The 19,058-nt window shown below is 32.7% G+C and carries 17 protein-coding genes; 12 read left to right on the top strand and 5 right to left on the bottom strand.

The features are described from left to right. The first annotated feature begins 3 nt into the window (after positions 1–3). Genes H277_RS0115280 through H277_RS0115290 form a run of 3 tightly spaced genes read left to right on the top strand, consistent with a single transcriptional unit; the run spans position 4 to position 3,929 of the window. The gene (locus H277_RS0115280; protein ID WP_019976489.1) at positions 4–1,230 is read left to right on the top strand and encodes a DUF4876 domain-containing protein; all 1,227 of its coding nucleotides are present in this window, start codon (positions 4–6) and stop codon (positions 1,228–1,230) included. 13 nt (positions 1,231–1,243) lie between these two features. Further along, positions 1,244–2,773, top strand: a complete 1,530-nt coding sequence (locus tag H277_RS0115285; RefSeq protein WP_019976490.1) for a DUF6850 family outer membrane beta-barrel protein — start codon at positions 1,244–1,246, stop codon at positions 2,771–2,773. 4 nt (positions 2,774–2,777) lie between these two features. Continuing rightward, on the top strand, positions 2,778–3,929 hold the full coding sequence (locus H277_RS0115290; RefSeq protein ID WP_026357650.1) for a cytochrome-c peroxidase: 1,152 nt from the start codon (positions 2,778–2,780) through the stop codon (positions 3,927–3,929). Between the two features lie 105 nt (positions 3,930–4,034). On the opposite strand, the gene H277_RS0115295 is transcribed toward H277_RS0115290, so the two are convergent. Genes H277_RS0115295 through H277_RS0115305 form a run of 3 tightly spaced genes read right to left on the bottom strand, consistent with a single transcriptional unit; the run spans position 4,035 to position 6,004 of the window. Continuing rightward, positions 4,035–4,613 (bottom strand): TlpA family protein disulfide reductase, encoded by a 579-nt coding sequence (locus H277_RS0115295; RefSeq protein ID WP_033422755.1) that lies wholly within the window; start codon positions 4,611–4,613, stop codon positions 4,035–4,037. Between the two features lie 2 nt (positions 4,614–4,615). After that, positions 4,616–5,590: a TQO small subunit DoxD gene (locus tag H277_RS0115300; RefSeq protein WP_146810463.1), complete on the bottom strand. Its 975-nt coding sequence runs from the start codon at positions 5,588–5,590 to the stop codon at positions 4,616–4,618. Positions 5,591–5,641: 51 nt separating this feature from the next. Continuing rightward, positions 5,642–6,004: a hypothetical protein gene (locus H277_RS0115305; protein WP_019976494.1), complete on the bottom strand. Its 363-nt coding sequence runs from the start codon at positions 6,002–6,004 to the stop codon at positions 5,642–5,644. An 85-nt stretch (positions 6,005–6,089) separates the two neighbouring features. Here H277_RS0115305 and H277_RS0115310 point away from each other — a divergent pair, with 85 nt between their 5' ends. From H277_RS0115310 to H277_RS0115350, 9 genes are all read left to right on the top strand, one after another. Beyond that, positions 6,090–7,094 (top strand): FecCD family ABC transporter permease, encoded by a 1,005-nt coding sequence (locus H277_RS0115310; protein WP_019976495.1) that lies wholly within the window; start codon positions 6,090–6,092, stop codon positions 7,092–7,094. Continuing rightward, positions 7,091–8,080: an ABC transporter ATP-binding protein gene (locus tag H277_RS19260; RefSeq protein WP_019976496.1), complete on the top strand. Its 990-nt coding sequence runs from the start codon at positions 7,091–7,093 to the stop codon at positions 8,078–8,080. The genes H277_RS0115310 and H277_RS19260 overlap by 4 nt, the downstream gene beginning before the upstream one ends. Then, the gene (locus H277_RS0115320; RefSeq protein WP_019976497.1) at positions 8,049–8,738 is read left to right on the top strand and encodes an SDR family NAD(P)-dependent oxidoreductase; all 690 of its coding nucleotides are present in this window, start codon (positions 8,049–8,051) and stop codon (positions 8,736–8,738) included. Before H277_RS19260 ends, H277_RS0115320 begins: the two co-directional genes overlap by 32 nt. 115 nt (positions 8,739–8,853) lie before the next feature. Then, positions 8,854–9,543 carry a response regulator transcription factor gene (locus H277_RS0115325; RefSeq protein ID WP_019976498.1) on the top strand — a complete coding sequence of 230 codons (690 nt, stop codon included), beginning with the start codon at positions 8,854–8,856 and terminating at the stop codon, positions 9,541–9,543. Next, positions 9,527–10,888 carry an ATP-binding protein gene (locus H277_RS0115330; protein ID WP_019976499.1) on the top strand — a complete coding sequence of 454 codons (1,362 nt, stop codon included), beginning with the start codon at positions 9,527–9,529 and terminating at the stop codon, positions 10,886–10,888. Before H277_RS0115325 ends, H277_RS0115330 begins: the two co-directional genes overlap by 17 nt. 241 nt (positions 10,889–11,129) lie before the next feature. After that, the gene (locus H277_RS0115335) at positions 11,130–11,828 is read left to right on the top strand and encodes an MgtC/SapB family protein (RefSeq protein WP_019976500.1); all 699 of its coding nucleotides are present in this window, start codon (positions 11,130–11,132) and stop codon (positions 11,826–11,828) included. 30 nt (positions 11,829–11,858) lie between these two features. Beyond that, positions 11,859–12,989, top strand: a complete 1,131-nt coding sequence (locus tag H277_RS0115340; RefSeq protein WP_026357652.1) for an efflux RND transporter periplasmic adaptor subunit — start codon at positions 11,859–11,861, stop codon at positions 12,987–12,989. Positions 12,990–13,006: 17 nt separating this feature from the next. After that, entirely contained in the window at positions 13,007–16,108 is a 3,102-nt protein-coding gene (locus tag H277_RS0115345) for an efflux RND transporter permease subunit (protein ID WP_019976502.1), read from the top strand. A 7-nt stretch (positions 16,109–16,115) separates the two neighbouring features. Beyond that, a complete protein-coding gene (locus H277_RS0115350; RefSeq protein WP_026357653.1) occupies positions 16,116–17,384 on the top strand; it encodes a TolC family protein in 1,269 nt (422 codons plus the stop codon). A gap of 185 nt (positions 17,385–17,569) precedes the next feature. Here H277_RS0115350 and H277_RS0115355 read toward each other — a convergent pair whose 3' ends face one another. Together H277_RS0115355 and H277_RS0115360 are read right to left on the bottom strand one after the other, a co-directional pair. After that, positions 17,570–18,292 (bottom strand): hypothetical protein, encoded by a 723-nt coding sequence (locus H277_RS0115355; RefSeq protein ID WP_019976504.1) that lies wholly within the window; start codon positions 18,290–18,292, stop codon positions 17,570–17,572. Continuing rightward, positions 18,289–19,056 (bottom strand): DUF4097 family beta strand repeat-containing protein, encoded by a 768-nt coding sequence (locus H277_RS0115360; RefSeq protein WP_026357654.1) that lies wholly within the window; start codon positions 19,054–19,056, stop codon positions 18,289–18,291. Before H277_RS0115360 ends, H277_RS0115355 begins: the two co-directional genes overlap by 4 nt. Positions 19,057–19,058: the final 2 nt, after the last annotated feature.

Here is a 19,058-nt window from a genome sequence, read left to right on the forward strand (position 1 = left end):
AACATGAAAAAAAGATTTTTAATACTAAGCATCTTAGCTCTATCCTCTACTTATACGTTCGTCTCTTGTTCTAATGACGATAATTTTGGAACAGAAGTAGTTCAGAATAGTACATTGACAATTTCTTTTAAAGGAGATAACATCAAAACATTTAAGAAATTAGAAATTGAAGTACTTGAATTAAACACAGGTGCAAAAACAACAAAAACTGTTGAAGATGCAAATGCGTATACATTGGAACTTCCTCAAGGATCATATAAACTGACAGTAAACGGAACAGTTGTTACAACGGCGAATGAAGAAGTGAAAATAGGAGGATCTGCTGCAGTAGATGTGAAGAGCGCTGCAGAAAATGTAACAATTTCATTGTTCATTAAACAGTTTAATGAAGATTTTATCATTGAAGAGGCATTCTATACAGGTGTTAAAACGCCTGAAGGAAAGCCTTATAATTCAGGTCGTTATTTCAAAATTACAAATAATACAGATAAAGTATTGTATGCAGATAAATTGATTTTAGCCCAGTCAGAGTTTGTTTCTCAAGTAAATAATAATGTAACGCCTTATCACCCGAATACAGCATTTGCAGTAAAAGGAGTAATGGTTTTACCAGGAAACGGAACTGATTATCCTGTGCAACCGGGTGACTTTTTTGTCATTGCAGATAATGCAATTAATCATAACGCCATTACAAGTACAGCATTTGATTTAAGTGCAGCTAATTTTGAGTTCCCTTCAGAAAATCCTGCATTGGGACAAGTAGATAATCCTGCTGTACCTAATGTTTCTGTTATATATTCTCAGATGAACTTTAATATGTTTTTCTTGCATAGTAGTGGGGTAGAATCTTATGCTCTTGCCCGTTTTCCGGAAGGGGAAACATCTACGACTTTCTTAGAAAAATACAAATACGATTACCAATATGTAAATTCAGCAGGTAATATTACAAAGAAAAGTACATACGAGATTCCAAATACGTGGATTGTAGACGGAATGAATAATAGTGTACCAGATCGTTTTGCTCAATTATTATTAGGAGCTTCTATTGACGCAGGTTGGACAGGTGTTGGTGAATTCTGGAATGACGCAAGTCGTTTAGGAAAATCGGTTCGTAGACATATTTTAGGTAAAATGGAAAACGGAAAAAACGTGTACAAAGACACCAATAATTCTACTGTCGATTTTATCAAAAATGCTGAACCAAGTTTAAAAAACGGAATTGTTCACTAATCAAAATCAATTAATGTTGAAAACGCGGAATATCTATCAGATTTTATTGATTATGCTTTGCTTGTGTCAGATTTCAAAAGCACAAGATAGTGTGTCATTTTTTCAAGACTTTAAGAATCAATACAATACTGAAAGAGGGTTTAAACAACAATATTACTATAATCCGGCGAATATGCTGGATTATAGTTTTTCTTCTTTTTCAGAATTACGTTTAGACTATTTCGAGCAAAAAGATAAAATTTATCGCCAACAAAAAGGTTCCGGAGAACAAGGAATAGGAGTTTCTACACGTTCTTTCCAGAAGCTAAACGATCGAAAAGTTCTTTGGGGATCCGCATCTTATCAAAATTTAAAACAAAATAAGATAAAATGGAATGAAAACTTAGATTATGATCGAGTTGCACCTTATATTTCTTCAGATTCAGTTGGTGGAGATATAGAGATAGAGCGTTATAACTTTTTGGGTGGTTACGGACAAAAATTTAATCAGTTTTCGATTGGGGCTCAACTAAGTTATCAGGCTCAATTAGGTTCTCGTGCTCGTGACCCGAGGTTAAATAATACGACCTCAGAATTAGGAATAAAAATAGGAGCCGGGTACAATTTTTATAGAAATTTATCTGTTGATGTTTTTGTAGAAGGAAACAAGTACCAACAGAATAGTACGGTTCGTTTTGTGAATAGTTTAGGGCAGCCCCTGGTGTATCAAATGACAGGTTTAGGAATTTACAATAGTTTCTTTACAGGAGGAGCATCTGTTCAAAGTTCCGTTCATGAAGAATATAGTTATAAAACAGGACTGAAATTAGGAGATAAAACAGGAAGAAATTTTTATGTTTTAGCAAATATAGGTCAATCTAATATGGAAAGAAATTTTAGGGGAACCCTGAATCGTTATCTTGTCATTTCTGATTTAGATAGAAATTATATGGAAGTAGAAGCTGCCAAATTTTTTCAATTAAATGATCACCGTTTGGGGGTAAAAGCAAATTTTTTGTCTACTAAAACAAAAGGAACTGAATTTGGCTATAGTAATAATGAAAAATTGACATCACTAATTTATAAACGCCTATCTTATAAAAAAGAGGACGAAATAACAGGTTTATCGTTATACTATGCTGTGAATAAAGAAAATTTTAGTTTATCATTTGCTCCGTATTATAATTATCAAAAAACAACAGAACAACGAATTTTACCCTATAGTGGTCAAAAATTTGAATACAACACGATGGGAGTAACGATAGATTATACGCATAAAATAGCAAAAAATCAAATCGTATCCTTTCATCCGTTTTTTGATTATAAGTCTGTTGTCTCTGCAAAAAATGTACTGAGTACAAATGCAGTAAATGCGATAAACAATTGGATCATTGAAGATTTTAATTATCTATCAAGTGATATCACAACAATTGGTGCTAACTTGCGCTACGATTTAAAATTGGAAAAATTACCTGCATTTTTTGTAAGTGGAAGTTTTATTCAATCAAAAATTCAATCAAAAAATAATAATTATTCCTCTGTTTCATTAGGAATAACGTTCTAAAAAAATGAAGTTTAAAATAGTACTATCAACCTTAGTTTTAAGTCTTTTTTTCTTGGTAAGTTTTGCCCCTGCGGTAAAAAATGATCTCAATTATTTGCAGGATCCAACGATACAAGATATTATTAATAGTTATAAAAATAACATTAGTCTTTGGCCAAAACCAGTTATAGATAAAGGAGTAGAGTGGAAAGAGTTTAGTTCTATCAAACGAGATACAGCATATTTTACAACACATGCTCAACCAGAAGTGATCTTGGGGAAGATGTTATTCTTTGATCCTAAACTGTCCGGTTCAAATCAAATCTCTTGTAGTTCTTGTCACGATCCGGAAATGGGATGGACTGACCGAAGAAAAGTTTCTTTAGGAAATAATCATTTAGAAGGAACACGTAACACCCAATCTTTATTCAATATTGCAGAAAGAACTTCTTTTTTCTGGGATGGACGAGCACTGACATTAGAGGACCAAGCAAATGGACCACTTTCTGCTTTTCATGAAATGGATATGGATGTAACGAAATTGCCGGAAAAATTAAAACAATACAAAGGGTATTTAAAATTGTTTAAAGATGCTTTCGGAGATGAAAAAATAACGAATACCCGAATCAATCATGCATTGGCAGTTTTTCAGAAATCGATAAAAAGCCAGCCAAGCCGTTTTGATCGTTTTATAGATGGTGATTATAAATCTTTGACGGATCAGGAAATTTACGGCATGCATTTGTTTCGTACAAAAGCGCGTTGTATGAATTGTCACAATGGAACATATTTAACAGATGAATCTTTTCATAATATCGGCTTAACCTATTATAAAAGAAAATATGAAGACCTGGGACGTTATGAGTTTACGAAAAAGGCAGATGATGTGGGGAAATTTAAAACGCCATCCTTACGAGATTTATTGAATACAAGACCTTGGATGCACAATGGTTTTTTCGATGATTTGGATGGATTGATCAATCTGTATAACAGTGGAATGCATATGATAGACCCTACACCGGAAGAAAAAGCAAAAGATCCGCTTTATCCTTATACAGACCCATTGTTACAACCACTAAATCTTACACAAGAGGAGAAGACAGCTTTGAAATCTTTTCTTGAATCGATGAATGGGACAAAATATAAAATGGACCGTCCTAAATTTCCAACAGAATAAAATATAATGAAAATAAAATTGTTATAAATTTTATAACTATAACCAGAAATCCCGTTGAATGATCTCATTCAACGGGATTTTTTAATTGATCTATAATCAAAATTTTTAGTTCATTGTTTTCAATTCATTTAAGAAATCAACAATGTCCTGACCTGAATAATCTGCCATGCCCATTGTCGTATGCGCAATATTGCCTTTCTTATCTAAAATAACAGTTGTTGGTAAGGAACCATTGAAAAATTCTGTCGGAATAGAAGAATTGGGATAAACCACTGGCAACGACAGTTTTTTACGCTCCATAAATTTGGCAACTTTATCTCTTTTTCCCTCGACTTCAACAGTTAAGATAACGATTTCCTCATCATCTTTTACTTTGTCATAAAGTTGTTGAATTGAAGGCATTTCTGCAATACAAGGAGGACACCAGGTTGCCCAAAAATTCATAAAGACCACCTTGCCTTTCAAATCTTCTATATTCACTGATCTTCCATCTGCATAAACCATTTCAAAAGTATAATTTGCTTCTGATTTAGATTGAATAACTGGTTCTACTTTTTCTAATTTAGGTTGAAATAAACCTAATTTCATTAAACCCTGTTGCATCATGGCTTTTGCTTCCGGTACAAAAAGTAAGACCAAAGCCAATGCACCTACGATTATTGTTGAATAATTTCTTTTTAACATTGTTATAAATTTGTTATTGTTTGTTCCCATTGTAATCCGCTTATGTCAGTTAAAACTACTTTGTGAATTTTGTTTTCTATGTGAAAATTTAAATTAGCTTTTGCACCCAAAGGTAATACCAAACTATGTTTATGTGGTGCAACTTTTGCTACATAATAATTTGAAATCTGCTGATGATCTAAATTAGCCAGCGCTTTCATGTCAAGAGATTTTATGATTTCATTTTGGTGATCATGAAAATCAATTTGAATTAAAAAAGAACCATATACATCAGCACCTTCTATTCGCATGACATCAAATGAAACCTTATTTTGTTGTTGTGTAAGATTCGAAATTTCTACTTGAGGTTTTACAGATTTATTATGCAAAGTGCCATAAACACCGCCATGAAATACTTGATTGGTAAATAGGGTAACGAATAAAATGAAAAAACTAAACCCCAAAAAATAAGGTGAAAATTTTTTATATGATGTTATATTCCACTCGTTTTCTTGTTGAATGTACTGGTTTTTATGGAAAAAATAATCCAATGATATTTTTCCTGACCCTGCTTGAAACAAACTGAAACCTCCGGCTAAACCTAATACACCAATTTGCCATTCGTCTAAACATGTTGTACCAATCCAACCTGAACCAAGTAGAATTCCCATTGCTAAGAAAAAAACAGCAATACTCATGAGACGGGTTTTATAACCGAGTATTAAAAGGAGTCCTACAATTCCTTCAACAAGTGTGAAAATCCACATGTTCCAAAATAAAGCTTCGGGATTTTCTACTAAATATTGAATAAGAGGTTTGATGAAAAGAGCATTTGGTAAAAAATGATTGAATTTTTCACCAATATAACCGGCTGCTTCAGGATCCAGTTTATTTTCTAAAATTAAACGCCTCCAGAAAGCTGAAAAGTAAGTCCAACCAATGACCAAACGTAATGCCAAGACAGCATTACCCATTGAGAGAACAGATTTATTTTGCATAAATAATTGTATAAGTTATTGAATAATTGTAATCGGAATAATTGTAAATAATTATGACGACAAGGAATATTTCAATTGCTTATATAAAAGATAGAATGGAATTTTTGATGATTGAATTTCAATTGAATTTGAATCTTCTTCGATCAAAGAAGAGCGAGCAAATGGAATGAATTGAAATGATGTTTGAGGTAAATCAAAATTCGAAAAATTAAGTTGTTTCGTTGATTTTTTAATTGTTTCAAACTTAACAACAGTACATGGGTTTGATTTATTTTGAATTGTTTTGGACGGAGAAGTTTTCGTTTGCTGAACATTCTCTACGTCCAAAATAGTATGAATAGAAGCTTTGATGCTACACGGTGTGAGTAGCACAAAAATTGAAGAAATAATTAAAACAAAACTTCTAACATTCATGGAACGAAACTAATCATAAATTCTCAATAAAAACCAATCTGCAATTAAACTTTAAGAAATTATTAGATTTTCTATCTTTGTCTTAATGAAAGAAAAACCACTATTTTTTATACTGATCATTCTGACACTTCTCCTTTTTATTTTAAGTTTAAGTGTCGGCAAAGTTTCAATTTCTTTCACTGAAATTTTTAAGGTATTTTCAGGAAACTCAGATGAAATGCTCCATAATCTTGTGCTTAACTTTCGTTTACCAAAGTCGTTAACAGCTCTTTTGGTTGGAATTTCATTGCCAATTTCTGGCTTTTTGATGCAGGAATTATTCAAGAATCCATTGGCAGAACCTTCTGTTTTAGGAATTACATCGATGGCAAGTTTAGGCGTTGCCATTGTGATTTTTCTTTTCTCCATGATTGGTTTGGATGAATTTCTGAATAATCCTTGGATTACCATTGTAGCTTCTTTTATGGGCGCAATCATCGCTTTATTTTTGGTAATTTCACTCTCCTTTCGTGTCAAATCTTCTGCTTCTCTAGTCATTATTGGCTTTATGATAGCGGGATTAGCCGGTGCATTAATCGGAATGATGCAGTATTTTGCTCCTTCTGATAAAATCAAAGCATATTTGGTTTGGGGATTTGGATCTATAAGCGGATTGTCTTGGGAACAATTGAGCATTTTTGCATTGTTTGTTTTGGGAGGGATTATCGTTTCATTATTTACGTTGCGTGGAATTACAGCTCTATTATTGGGAGAAAAATATGCTCAATCCTTAGGAATAAATATCAAAAGATTACGATTTATAATTCTGGTTTCAACAGCTTTGTTAACCGCTTCAGCAACGGCTTTTGCAGGGCCGATTAGTTTTATCGGATTAGCTGTACCACATATTTGCAGAACTTTATTGAAAACAGGAGACATGAAAGTTCTTTATCGATGGATTTTTATTTCAGGTATCTTTTTTATGCTGTTATTTTCTATTTTGACAGAAGTTTTTCCGTTTGGAACTTTACCAATTAACATCATTACAGCTTTGTTTGGAGCTCCGATTGTCATTAGTATTTTGTTGAACAATAAAAATGAAGTACGATGAAAAATACTGTTTTGAAATTAGAAAATGTTTCGGTTGGATATGGTTCTAAAACAATCGTTTCGTCTATAAATGCAACAATTAATTCGAATGAATTAATAGCAATTTTAGGAAAAAACGGAGCTGGGAAATCAACATTGATTAATTCAATTCTAGGTTTTCAAAAAGTATTAAATGGAGAAATTTACGTTGAAAACGACGCGCTTAAAAAGTTATCTTCCCAAGAAATAGCGCAACAAATTGCGGTTGTTTTGCCGCGTTTGTCTATTGTTCCAAAAATTAAAGTGACTGAATTGGTTGCAATGGGACGTCTGCCTTATCACAATGTCTTGAAAAAGATGTCCAAAGAGGAACAATATCTAATAGAGGAGGTTTTGGAATTGGTTGGCATTACAGATTTATCTTACCAGTTTGCAAATGAAATAAGTGAAGGACAGTTGCAGTTAGTGATGATTGCCCGTGCTTTATGCCAAGATGCGAAATTGGTAGTTTTAGATGAACCGACGTCTAATTTGGATTTAGCCAATCAATATAAGATTTTCAATTTATTGAATGAACTGAAGTCGAAAACAGAGAAATCGTTTTTAATGATTACACATGAAGTCGATTTTGCATTAGAAAGAGCAGATAAAATTTGGTGGATTGAGGATGGGAAATTTTATGAAAATATACCGGAGGAACTAGCTTTTGAACATCGGATTATTCAAAAATTATCCAATCAAAATTTGATATATGATCAAAAAAACAACCGTTTTTCGACGCGGAAAGACTTTTCGAAATCAATCGGTGTTCGAGGTGATTCTGAATTGGCTTTTTGGGTAAAAAATGCGTTGATTCGTAATGGGATTTCTGTTGAAAATAATGCTGAAAATCATATTGAAATCACAGAAAATAACATCATCTTTGAAGGAATAAAGTTTGAATCGATAGATCAAATTGTAAATTTTGTGCAACAGTATGAAAAATATAATCGTAACAGGAGCGAGTAGAGGAATAGGTTTTGAATTGGCAAAACAACATTTAGAATTAGGAAACCGAGTGTTGACAATTTCTCGAAATGTGGATAAATTGAAAGAATTGGAAGCTTTTGCAAACGAAAATCAATACCAATTTATTGGAATTGACTTGACGAATTTTGATGAAATTTCAAAAGTCTTAGAAGCTGTAACATCTTGGAAAAAAGTAGATATTCTATACAATAATGCCGGAATTTGTATTAATAAACCGTTTGAAGAAATACAGCAGGAGGATTTGTTAACTTCATGGCAGGTAAATTTTATGGCACCATACCGATTGATACAATTATTGATGCCTAAATTTGATACTTCTTCTCATGTGGTTAATATCTCGACGATGGGAGCAGTACAAGGTTCGGTAAAATTTCCGGGTTTATCGGTTTATTCATCCTCGAAATCAGCAACTGTAAACTTGACGGAGTTGTTGGCTGAGGAATTGAAAGATCATGGACCACGAATTAATGCAGTAGCTTTGGGAGCTGTTCAAACAGAAATGTTAGAAGAAGCTTTTCCCGGGTATATTGCACCTCTTGAACCGGATGAAATGGCAGAATATTTAGTCGATTTTGGGTTGAACGGATGGAAATATTTTAATGGAAAAATTCAACAGGCTTCTATTTCAACCCCATAAATAAGTAGAAGAAATTAAATCATCAATAAAAAACAGTGTTAAGACATGTCTTAACACTGTTTTTTATTGATGATTGCTTAAGTTATACTATAACTAAAAAACCTATTTTTGTAGTATGCATATTTTAGTTGTAGAAGATGATCAAAGAATGTCTGAACTAATTCAACGGGGATTAGAAGAGGCAGGATTCGAAGTAACTGTAGTTTATGATGGAGAAATGGCTCTTAAACTTGCGCTTCGTACAGCATATGATTTGATTGTATCAGATATTATCTTACCAAAATTAGATGGGTTAGATTTCTGTCAGGAAATCAAAAAGTATAAACCTTTTTTACCCGTTATCATGTTAACTGCCTTAGGTACTACGGATGATAAAGTAGAAGGATTTGATGCCGGGGCAGATGATTATATGGTGAAACCATTTGAAATGAGGGAGCTTATAGCGAGAATTGGTGTTTTATCCAAAAGAAATTTCAATCATACATCGAAACTGTTTTTATTGAAATATGATACATTAGAAATGAATCTTCACACGAAGATTGTTAAACGGGAAGAAAAAGAAATCGATTTGACTCCCAAAGAGTTTCGATTATTGCAATATATGTTGGAAAATAATGAACGTGTTTTACCGAGAAGTGAAATTGCAGAAAAAGTTTGGGACACTCATTTTGATACAGGGACTAATTTTATCGACGTATACATCAATTATTTGAGAAATAAAATTGATAAACAATTTGAAACAAAGTTGATTCATACAAAATCAGGACAAGGATTTATATTGAAAAAAGATGAAAATAAGAGTTAGGTTAACAATTCTATTTACATTACTTACAGCTGCAATTTTATTCCTTTTTGCATTTGTTATTTATTATTCTGCAAAAAAAGACAGGGAAAAAGAATTTTTTGAATTGTTGAAGAAAGAAGCAGTTACAAAGTCTAATCTTTTTCTAAAAGCTAAAGTTTCTTCAACTGTTTTACATAGTATTTATCGAAACAACAGGCAAACAATCAATGAAGTAGAAGTTGCGATTTATCATGATCATCAATTGCTTTATCATGATGCAGTTGAAATAGATTTTGTAAAAGAGACAGATGAATTATTTGCTCAAATTCAGAAAAAAGGAAATGTTTTTTTTTATCAGGATAAATGGCAGGTGATAGGAATGAACTATAAAGTTGATGGGACGAACTATATTGTGACAGCTGCAGCTTTGGACGAATATGGATACAGTAAATTAGATAATTTATTTCGAAACATTGTGTTCATTTATACCATCTCTTTGTTATTGATTGTAGTATCGGCTTTTTTTTTCACCAATAAAGCAATTAATCCTGTTAAAGAGATTATCAACAAAGCGAAAAAAATTTCTGCTTCAAATCTCGATCTGAGAATTGAAGCAAAATCAGAAGGAGACGAATTAGCAGAATTAACGTCTACGATAAATCAGATGTTACAACGCCTGGAAAATTCCTTTGAATCACAAAAAAGTTTTGTTTCAAACATTGCGCATGAACTTCGTACACCATTAGCTGCAATTGTAACGGAACTTGAAATGGCTCTGCATAAAACGCATTCTTCCGAAGAATATCAAGAGTTAATACAAAATGCGTTGAATGATACAAAAAGAATTGTTCGTCTGTCAAATAGTTTGTTTGATATGGCAAAAGCAAGTTATGATCCCTTAGAAATAAAATTTAAAAAGACGCGAACAGATGAAATACTTTTAGATGCTGTAAGTCAAATTCAAAAACATAACGGAAAGTACAAAGTAAATTTAAGTTTTATTCGAATACCTGAAGAAGAAAATGAAACTGTCGTGAATGGAAACGAATATTTATTGAAGGTTGCTTTTGTGAATTTAATTGAAAATGCATGTAAATATTCGAACGATCAAAGTTGTATTGTTGAAATAGATTTTGATGAGAACGAAGTCAAAATTAAGTTTATTAACAAAGGAGAAGGAATTCGTCAGGAAGAAATGAAATCGATTTTTGAACCTTTCTTTAGAGGGCGTCAATACAAAAGTGTTGAAGGACAAGGAATAGGCCTTCCTTTAACAAAGAAAATTCTCGATTTACATCAAGGAAATATAAAGGTTCGTTCAGAAAAAAATAAAGAAACTATTTTTGAAATAGCATTGAAGAAATAACAACAAATATATTAATCAATTGAAAATAAAAACCTGCATCAATGCAGGTTTTTTCGTTCTAATAAAATTCTAATATTTTTCTAAAAGGTTTCTAACAAGGAGAAATTTCAATGTATTGTAGCTTTGCCCCAGAAAAAATCGAAATGGAAATAGATTCCCAATTAGTTGAATAACAAACCCAAGATTCATTTGCTTCTTTTAAAGTAATAGAACCTCGGTTTGTTTTTAAAAGAAGAATAAAATGAATACAATGAATTTTGCAATGCAGCTTAGTCTAGCTTTTTTACTGGGGGCTGCAATAGGATTAGAGCGTGAATACCGTCAAAAGAGCGCAGGTTTAAGAACAAATGCTTTGGTTAGTGTCGGTTCTGCAGCGTTTATTTTAATGTCCTATTCAATCGGAGGTGATGCCACAGGACGTATAGCGTCTTATGTTGTTAGCGGAATAGGCTTTTTAGGAGCGGGTGTTATTATGAAAGATGGAGTGAGCGTAAGAGGTTTGAATACAGCAGCCACAATCTGGTGTTCAGCAGCAGTAGGTTCATTTGCAGGCTGTGGACTTTCATTACAAGCTGTTGTGCTTACTTCTGCTGTTATGTTCGCACATTTATTATTACGACCTGTAAGTCATCATATCTACCGCTATTCATTTAAAAATAAACAGCATAAAAATACGGATTATTTATTGGTTATTAAGTGTAAAAATGATGTTGAAAATCATTTGAGAGTACTCTTGATGCGTTCTATAGAGAATAATGATCATCTTATGATGAAATCGCTTTCAAGTGATGATGATTTACGAAATAATTCTGTCATGATTTCTGCTGAAATATCCACTCTTTTTCAACAGGATAGTCTTTTAGAAAAAATTGCAAGTCGATTAACGATTGAAAAGGATGTTCAAAAAATTCGATGGGAAATTATAGGAAAAGAGGATTAAAAAACTTTAAAAACAAGACAGAAACCCCTTATGAAAACAATAAGATTGTGCCATCCTTTATTACTCTTAACAGGAACTGTTCTGCTTTTGATGAATAATTGTAAAAGTAATGTTGACCAAACAAAAATTGCGGATTATCAGCTATTAAATGATGAGATAGAATTGACAGAAAATTCTGTGATAGAATCAAACTTAAAATGCAGGACAATAGAATTTCAATACCTAGAATCAGAATTGAAAACAACAGGAATCGTTAAAATAATTCCGGACAGATTTGCTCAAATTGCATCCCCTTTTCCCGGGCGGGTAATAAAATCTTTCGTGAAATTAGGTGAATTTATTCGAAAAGGAACTCCTGTCTTTGAGCTGAAATCTTCAGACTATTTTTCTGCACAGCAAGACTATTTTTCCGCACAACAAGAATTAAAACAAGCAACGGTTAATTTGAACCGACAAAAAGAGTTGTATGCTCATAATGTAGGAATAAAAAGAGAACTGGAAGAAGCCGAAACAGTTTATAAATTAAAGAAAATAACACTTGATCAAATGGCTGCATCATTACAGGTTTTTAATTCGTCACTTCAAACAAAAATAGGAGAATCTCTAATTGTTCGATCACCTATTTCGGGTACAGTCGTAAACAATGATTTGATTGTAGGGCAGTATCTTAAAGAAGATCATGAAGCTTTAGTCGCTGTAGCAGAATTGTCGAAGGTGTGGGTCTCAGCACAAATAAAAGAAAATGAAGTAGGATTTCTAACGAATTTGAAAAATATGCGTTTTACAGTTGATGCTTTATCTGGAAAAGTATTCAATGGAAAAATAATAAACATTGGACAATTATTAAACGAAGAAACCAGAAGTATTGATGTCTTGATTGAAGCGGAGAATTTAGAATCGGTACTAAAACCAGGGATGTATGTCAATGTAGTACTGAGTGATGTAGGAAAACAGGAGATCTTACTCCCTAAAAAAGCTGTTTTCCAAGAACATCAAAATCAGTATGTTTTTGTAAAAACAGGTAAAAGAAGATACCGAAAAACGAAAATGAGAGGAATTACAATTTCCCAAGATAGTCAGTTTATTCGCGTTACTGAAGGTTTAAAAGCAGGAGAGGAAGTTGTAGTTGAAGGAGGAATATTTTTAATGGGTGTTAAATAAGAAATGAAAGAAGAGTGATGAATAGACTAATAGAAATAGCAATTGCTAAAAAATGGTTGGTTGTAGCTATGTTCTCGTTGGCGGCACTTTTTGGCTACTATTCTTGGAAACAACTGGCAATAGAAGCTTATCCGGATATTGCAGATGTCACGTCACAAGTTGTTACGCAGGTTCCCGGATTGGCTGCAGAGGAAATAGAACAACAAATTACAATTCCGATAGAACGTGTTTTAAATGGTTTACCTGGAATGCATGTTATGCGAAGTAAAAGTACATTTGGTTTATCTATAATTACAATTGTTTTTAAGGATGGTGTAGAAGATTACTGGGCTCGTATGAGAATTCAGGAAAGATTGAATGAAATTGAATTGCCCTACGGGGCTGAACCTGGGTTAGATCCGTTAACCTCACCTGTTGGAGAGGTTTATCGTTATATTATTGAAAGTGAATCGAAAGATTTAAGAGAATTAACAGACTTACAACGTTTCGTTATTGTACCAAGAATCAACCAAGTTCCAGGGGTAGCTGAAGTAACAAATTTTGGAGGAATAACAACTCAATATCAAATAGAAATTAATCCACATAAATTGGTTCAATACAATTTATCATTAAATGATGTTGTCACTACGATAGAAGAAAATAATATTAATGCAGGAGGAAGTACATTGCCTCAAGGGGATATAGGTTATGTAATTAGAGGAATAGGTTTAGTAAAAGATTTAGAAGACTTTGGTAAAATTGTCATCAAATCGGAAAAAGGCGTACCTGTTTTATTAACAGATATAGGCGAATTAAAATATGGGAATTTAGAGCGAAAAGGTATTTTAGGTTATACGGATAAAACAAGAAATCACAGCGATGGAATCGAAGGTATTGTACTTTTGCTGAAAGGAGAGGATCCTTCTACAGTATTAAAAGAAATTCACAACGCCGTAGATGAATTGAATCATGAGTTATTGCCAAAAGATGTAAAAATTCATGCTTTTTTAGACCGAACAGATTTAGTAGAGACTACGCTTAACACTGTTTCCCATACATTGATTGAAGGAGTTTGTTTGGTGGTCATTGTATTGATTGTTTTTTTAGGTAGTTGGAGAGGTGCTCTTTTAATTGCGATCACAATTCCAATTTCATTATTAATTGCATTTATTTTAATGCATTTTACCGCCGTTCCGGCTAATCTGTTATCATTAGGTGCGATAGACTTCGGAATTATTGTCGACGGGGCTATCGTAATGATGGAAACAATCTTGAAGAAAAGAGAAGAAAAACAAGGAGAAAAGCTGGAAGAAAAAAGTGTTTCAACAGTTGCAAAACAAGTTGCCAAACCAATATTTTTTGCCACTATAATTATTATAACAGCCTATCTACCATTATTTGCTTTTGAAAGAGTCGAACGAAAACTTTTTACTCCAATGGCTTTTACCGTTGGTTATGCATTGTTTGGAGCTTTACTGGTCGCGTTGTTGTTAATTCCAGGGTTAGCTTTTGTTGTGTACAAGAAACCAAGAAAAATTTATCATAATAAATGGTTAGAAAAATTAACCAAAAACTATTCAATTGCCATTGAAAAAATTGTCGCTAAACCAATAAAAGTCATTTTGCCTATTGTGTTGGTTCTTGTCAGTACAATAATGTTATCTATAACAGTAGGAAAAGATTTTTTGCCAACCTTAGACGAGGGTTCTATTTGGTTGCAGGTAGAATTACCATCTGGGTTATCCGTTGAAAAATCCAAAGAGATGAGTGATTCTTTGAGAAAAAATACCATCAAATATGATGAGGTAACTTATGTCATGGTACAAGCAGGTAGAAATGATGACGGAACAGATCCATGGACGGCATCTCATTTTGAAGTTTCAATAGGATTAAAACCTTATAAAGAATGGTCTAGAGGAAAAACTAAAAATGATTTGATTCGTGAATTAGAAACTGAGTATGCAAAGATGCCTGGCTTTACAGTTGGTTTTTCTCAACCAATGATAGATGGAGTGATGGATAAAATAGCAGGAGCACACAGTGAGTTAGCAGTTAAAGTGTATGGAAAAGATTTTACTCAAACAAGGCAAATAGCTGAAGATGTCATGAAAGAATTGAAAAAGATAAAAGGGGCAGTTGATGTGTCAATTGACCAAGAACCTCCTTTACCCCAGCTCCAAATTCATGCTAATCGGGATAAAATTGCCCAATATGGATTGAATGTTTCTGATGTTTCTGAATTGATTGAAATTGCAATTGGAGGAAAAGCTGTGTCCCAAATATTTGTTGATGATAGAGTATATGATCTTACTTGCCGATACAAGGAAGATAGTCGAGATACACCAGAAAAGATAGGTCAATTAAGTTTGACCAATGTAGACGGGATAAAAATTCCACTAGCTCAAGTTGCCGATATAAAACTTAACACAGGAGAAAGTACAATCACGCGCGAAATGAATAAGCGTCATTTGACCATAAAATTGAATTTACGCGATCGAGACTTAAGTTCTTTTTTAAAAGAAGCAGAAACAAAAATAGAACAGAATATAAATTTTGATCATAATCTGTATCATATTAAATGGAGTGGGCAATTCGAGAATCAAAATCGGGCGTATGACAGACTTTCATTTATTATACCAATTGCAATTTTAGCCATGTTTATGCTTTTATACGCAGCATTTGGAAAATTAAGACAAGCTCTTCTGCTAATCGGAATTATTCCATTAGCCGTATTTGGAGGAATGTTGGCTTTAAATGTAAGAGGAATGACATTGAATGTCTCATCTGCAGTAGGATTTATTGCATTATTTGGTGTTGCAATACAGAATGGAGTAATTATGATTTCTCATATTAATTTCTTGAAGAAGAAAGAAAGTTCACTTTCAAGAGCTGTGATAGAAGGAGCAAAAGATCGCTTCAGGCCTGTGTTGATGACAGCCACTGTAGCCATTTTAGGTTTACTGCCGGCTTCATTAGCAACAGGAATAGGTTCAGATGTTCAACGACCACTGGCAACAGTGATAGTATATGGATTATTGTTTTCAACGATTATAACACTTTTTGCTCTGCCGGCTTTGTATTATATGGTAGAAAAAAAATGGGGAAAAGAAACGACAAAAAGTTTGAGTGGTGAAAAATAAGGATAAAATGAAAAAGTATTGGCTATTACTGGTATGGAGTTTATTCATTGTTGATACTCCATCATTTGCTCAGGGAGATGATAAATTGGATTACAGAAAATTTATAGAAGCTGTTCAAATAAATAATCTTGCTTATGCTGCAGAACGTTTTAATATAGAGATAGCTGAAGCAGAGGTTTTGAGTGCCAAAGCATTTATAGATCCTGAAGTAGAGTTTAGTTATTTTGATAACGGACAGAACAAAAGACAAATGGGAACCGGATATTCAGGAGAGTTAGGATGGACGCTAGAATTAGGAGGAAAAAGGAAAGCTCGAATTAATTTAACTAAAAGTGAAGTAGAGCTGACCAAGTTAATTCTTCTTGATTATTTCAAAAATCTGAAAGCAGATGCGACAGCTAGTTTTATCCAGACAATTTATCAAAGAGAAATACTAAACGTAAAAAAGAATTCTTATGAGATGATGGATCAACTTGCAAATTCAGATGAAATCAGGTACCGGTTAGGTGAAATTTCGGAAACAGATGCAAGACAAAGTCGATTGGAAGCCCAATTTCTAAAAAATGAAATTATACAAGCAGAAGCAGATTTTATAGCGTCTAAAATCCGACTATTACTTTTTATGGGAATCAATCAACAGACAGATTTGTTTTCGACAACTGGTAACCTAAAGAGTTTTGAACGAGATTTTAATTTGATGGATTTAATTGAAAAAGCATTGAATCATCGGACCGATTTATTGGCTCTTCTACAACGTAAAGATGTCAATCAGCGTGTTGTGGAGCTAGCTAAGGCAAATCGAGCCGTTGACTTAGGACTATCATTGGGTGTAGAGTATTCAACAGCCATTCGAAATGTACAGGCTGAAACTCCTCAATTTACTCAAATTAAAGGTGGAGTTAGTATTCCGTTGAAATTTTCGAATAGATTGAATAATGAATTGAAGATTGCACAAATAAAGTTGAAACAAAATGAATTGGAATATCAACAGGTTGAATTGGAAATTAAAACTCAAGTAAAGGAAGCATATAAATTGTATGAAAGCTATAAAAAACAATTGAGCCAATTTGACTCCGGATTGCTGGAAAATGCTCAATTGATATTAGAAGCCAAAAAATATAGTTATAAAAGGGGAAATTCTTCTTTATTAGAAGTTTTAAATGCTCAACGTACGTACAACGAAGTTCAAAATCAGTACTTGGAAACACTTTTTAAATGCGCTTCTAGCTTGATCGATTTAGAACGAGTCGCAGGAATTTGGGATATAGCATTTTAAAATAATTTAAATCATTGAAAGAGTAGAAGATTATTTTTTTGGATAGCAACTTTGAAATAATTTAATCCACTATGTCAATAAAAAATCCAACCCTTAATAAGAGTCGGATTTTTTTTATTTCAAACGCTTCGATAATGATTATTTACTATTTAGTTCAATAGAGAAGGGGATTTAGAACGTTAAATTTATTTTCTTAAATATACATTTCCATATTTTGAAGAAAATTCTTGTAATACACCATTTCCAATTGAGGATGTAATAATGGTATGAAAATCATCTTTTTTAACTGTTTCTATGGGTAAAGTAAGATTTGTATAGAATTTTCCATAAAAATTTTCAACATTTATTTTTCCTATTTCCTTTTCATTTATTTTTGCATCCACGCTTCCGTAAGTAGATTTTGCTACGATTTGTCCATTAAACTGATTTATTTCAACTGTTCCATATTTTGCTTCAATTTGAGTTTTTATATGTTTCGGAACTTTTATTTCAAGTACGATATCAACTGATGCAGAATACTGTATTGTTTGGAAATTTACGTTATATTTCTTCGTGTACAAATTCAATTCTTCTTTCGATTTGAATGCAATTTTTTCATCTCCATTTATTGCAATAATGCGCTGAGGTAAATCGCTGTAATTCTCGATTTTTCCTTCAATAATTTTTCCGGATTCGTTAGAATTTTCTGTAAGAACGAAAGAAGCGTTTTGTGCTCCGTCTGAAATATTTACTTTTCCGGAAATTTCAATAGTAGGTTGATCCCAAGTTGTAATTTTAACTAATTGTGGATAATCAAATTTCAAAATAAGATTTTCCTTGTCCCGAATGGAAAAAGTCTTTTTATAATTATTTTGAGCACAAAGTGCAACTGAGAATAAAAAGAGAAAGATGTTTAGTTGTGTTTTCATAAGGCTCTTAAATAAATTGTTTCATAATCTGATCTAAAACTGAAATTATTCCCTCCGTTGTTCAACGTTGCAGTTAGCTGATCGTTGTATCTTATCATATCCGAATTGGTTTCCATTTTTAAAGGTAATTTTGGATCAACTAAAATTTCACCATATTTTGTTGTGATTTTTAAATTTGCATTAACATTCTTCGGAATACTCACATCTACTTTTCCATAAATAGAAACAATAGATAACGGACTTTTTATTCTTTCGCCAAACTTAGCTGTTATATTACCATAAATACTATGAATGGTAGCAGGTCCCGTTACATTTTCAAATACTAAATCGTTGTAGTTTGCTGAAACTTCGATCTCATTTTCAATATTTTTAAATGTAATTTTATCTCCAAATTGTGATTCATGATCAAATTTTATAACGACTTCTTTTGGAACAAGAATTTTAATATCCGGAGGACTAATTCTTTGAAGTTGATTCACTTCAATTACGCCATTTTTTTCAATAATATTAATTCCTAAGCCAGTGTTGTCTTCCAGACCCATTGCATTAATTGCTCGCAGTCCTTTTGCACGTTCATCTGTTTCATGTCGTTCTTTGCTGTAAGAGAAGATAATTTCTTTTCCGTCGTACCCCTCTATTTTAGCCTTACCTAAATTAATTTGAAGTTTACCTTTACTTATCGGAAGTTTGTAAGTTAGTTGCTCTTGTCCGTATAGTGATATTGTAAATATGGACATCATCGTTAATAATACTTTTTTTATCATAA

The organism is Empedobacter brevis NBRC 14943 = ATCC 43319 (assembly GCF_000382425.1).
Classification (GTDB): Bacteria; Bacteroidota; Bacteroidia; order Flavobacteriales; family Weeksellaceae; genus Empedobacter; species Empedobacter brevis.

Coding starts and splice junctions, on each gene's coding strand:
- H277_RS0115285 (WP_019976490.1), top strand. CDS start 1,244: ATGTTGAAAACGCGGAATATCTATCAGATTTTATTGATTATGCTTTGC.
- H277_RS0115340 (WP_026357652.1), top strand. CDS start 11,859: ATGAAAACAATAAGATTGTGCCATCCTTTATTACTCTTAACAGGAACT.
- H277_RS0115355 (WP_019976504.1), bottom strand. CDS start 18,292: ATGAAAACACAACTAAACATCTTTCTCTTTTTATTCTCAGTTGCACTT.
- H277_RS0115290 (WP_026357650.1), top strand. CDS start 2,778: ATGAAGTTTAAAATAGTACTATCAACCTTAGTTTTAAGTCTTTTTTTC.
- H277_RS0115300 (WP_146810463.1), bottom strand. CDS start 5,590: ATGCAAAATAAATCTGTTCTCTCAATGGGTAATGCTGTCTTGGCATTA.
- H277_RS0115320 (WP_019976497.1), top strand. CDS start 8,049: ATGAAAAATATAATCGTAACAGGAGCGAGTAGAGGAATAGGTTTTGAA.
- H277_RS0115325 (WP_019976498.1), top strand. CDS start 8,854: ATGCATATTTTAGTTGTAGAAGATGATCAAAGAATGTCTGAACTAATT.
- H277_RS0115305 (WP_019976494.1), bottom strand. CDS start 6,004: ATGAATGTTAGAAGTTTTGTTTTAATTATTTCTTCAATTTTTGTGCTA.
- H277_RS0115335 (WP_019976500.1), top strand. CDS start 11,130: ATGAATACAATGAATTTTGCAATGCAGCTTAGTCTAGCTTTTTTACTG.
- H277_RS19260 (WP_019976496.1), top strand. CDS start 7,091: ATGAAAAATACTGTTTTGAAATTAGAAAATGTTTCGGTTGGATATGGT.
- H277_RS0115280 (WP_019976489.1), top strand. CDS start 4: ATGAAAAAAAGATTTTTAATACTAAGCATCTTAGCTCTATCCTCTACT.
- H277_RS0115295 (WP_033422755.1), bottom strand. CDS start 4,613: ATGTTAAAAAGAAATTATTCAACAATAATCGTAGGTGCATTGGCTTTG.
- H277_RS0115310 (WP_019976495.1), top strand. CDS start 6,090: ATGAAAGAAAAACCACTATTTTTTATACTGATCATTCTGACACTTCTC.
- H277_RS0115345 (WP_019976502.1), top strand. CDS start 13,007: ATGAATAGACTAATAGAAATAGCAATTGCTAAAAAATGGTTGGTTGTA.
- H277_RS0115350 (WP_026357653.1), top strand. CDS start 16,116: ATGAAAAAGTATTGGCTATTACTGGTATGGAGTTTATTCATTGTTGAT.
- H277_RS0115330 (WP_019976499.1), top strand. CDS start 9,527: ATGAAAATAAGAGTTAGGTTAACAATTCTATTTACATTACTTACAGCT.
- H277_RS0115360 (WP_026357654.1), bottom strand. CDS start 19,056: ATGATAAAAAAAGTATTATTAACGATGATGTCCATATTTACAATATCA.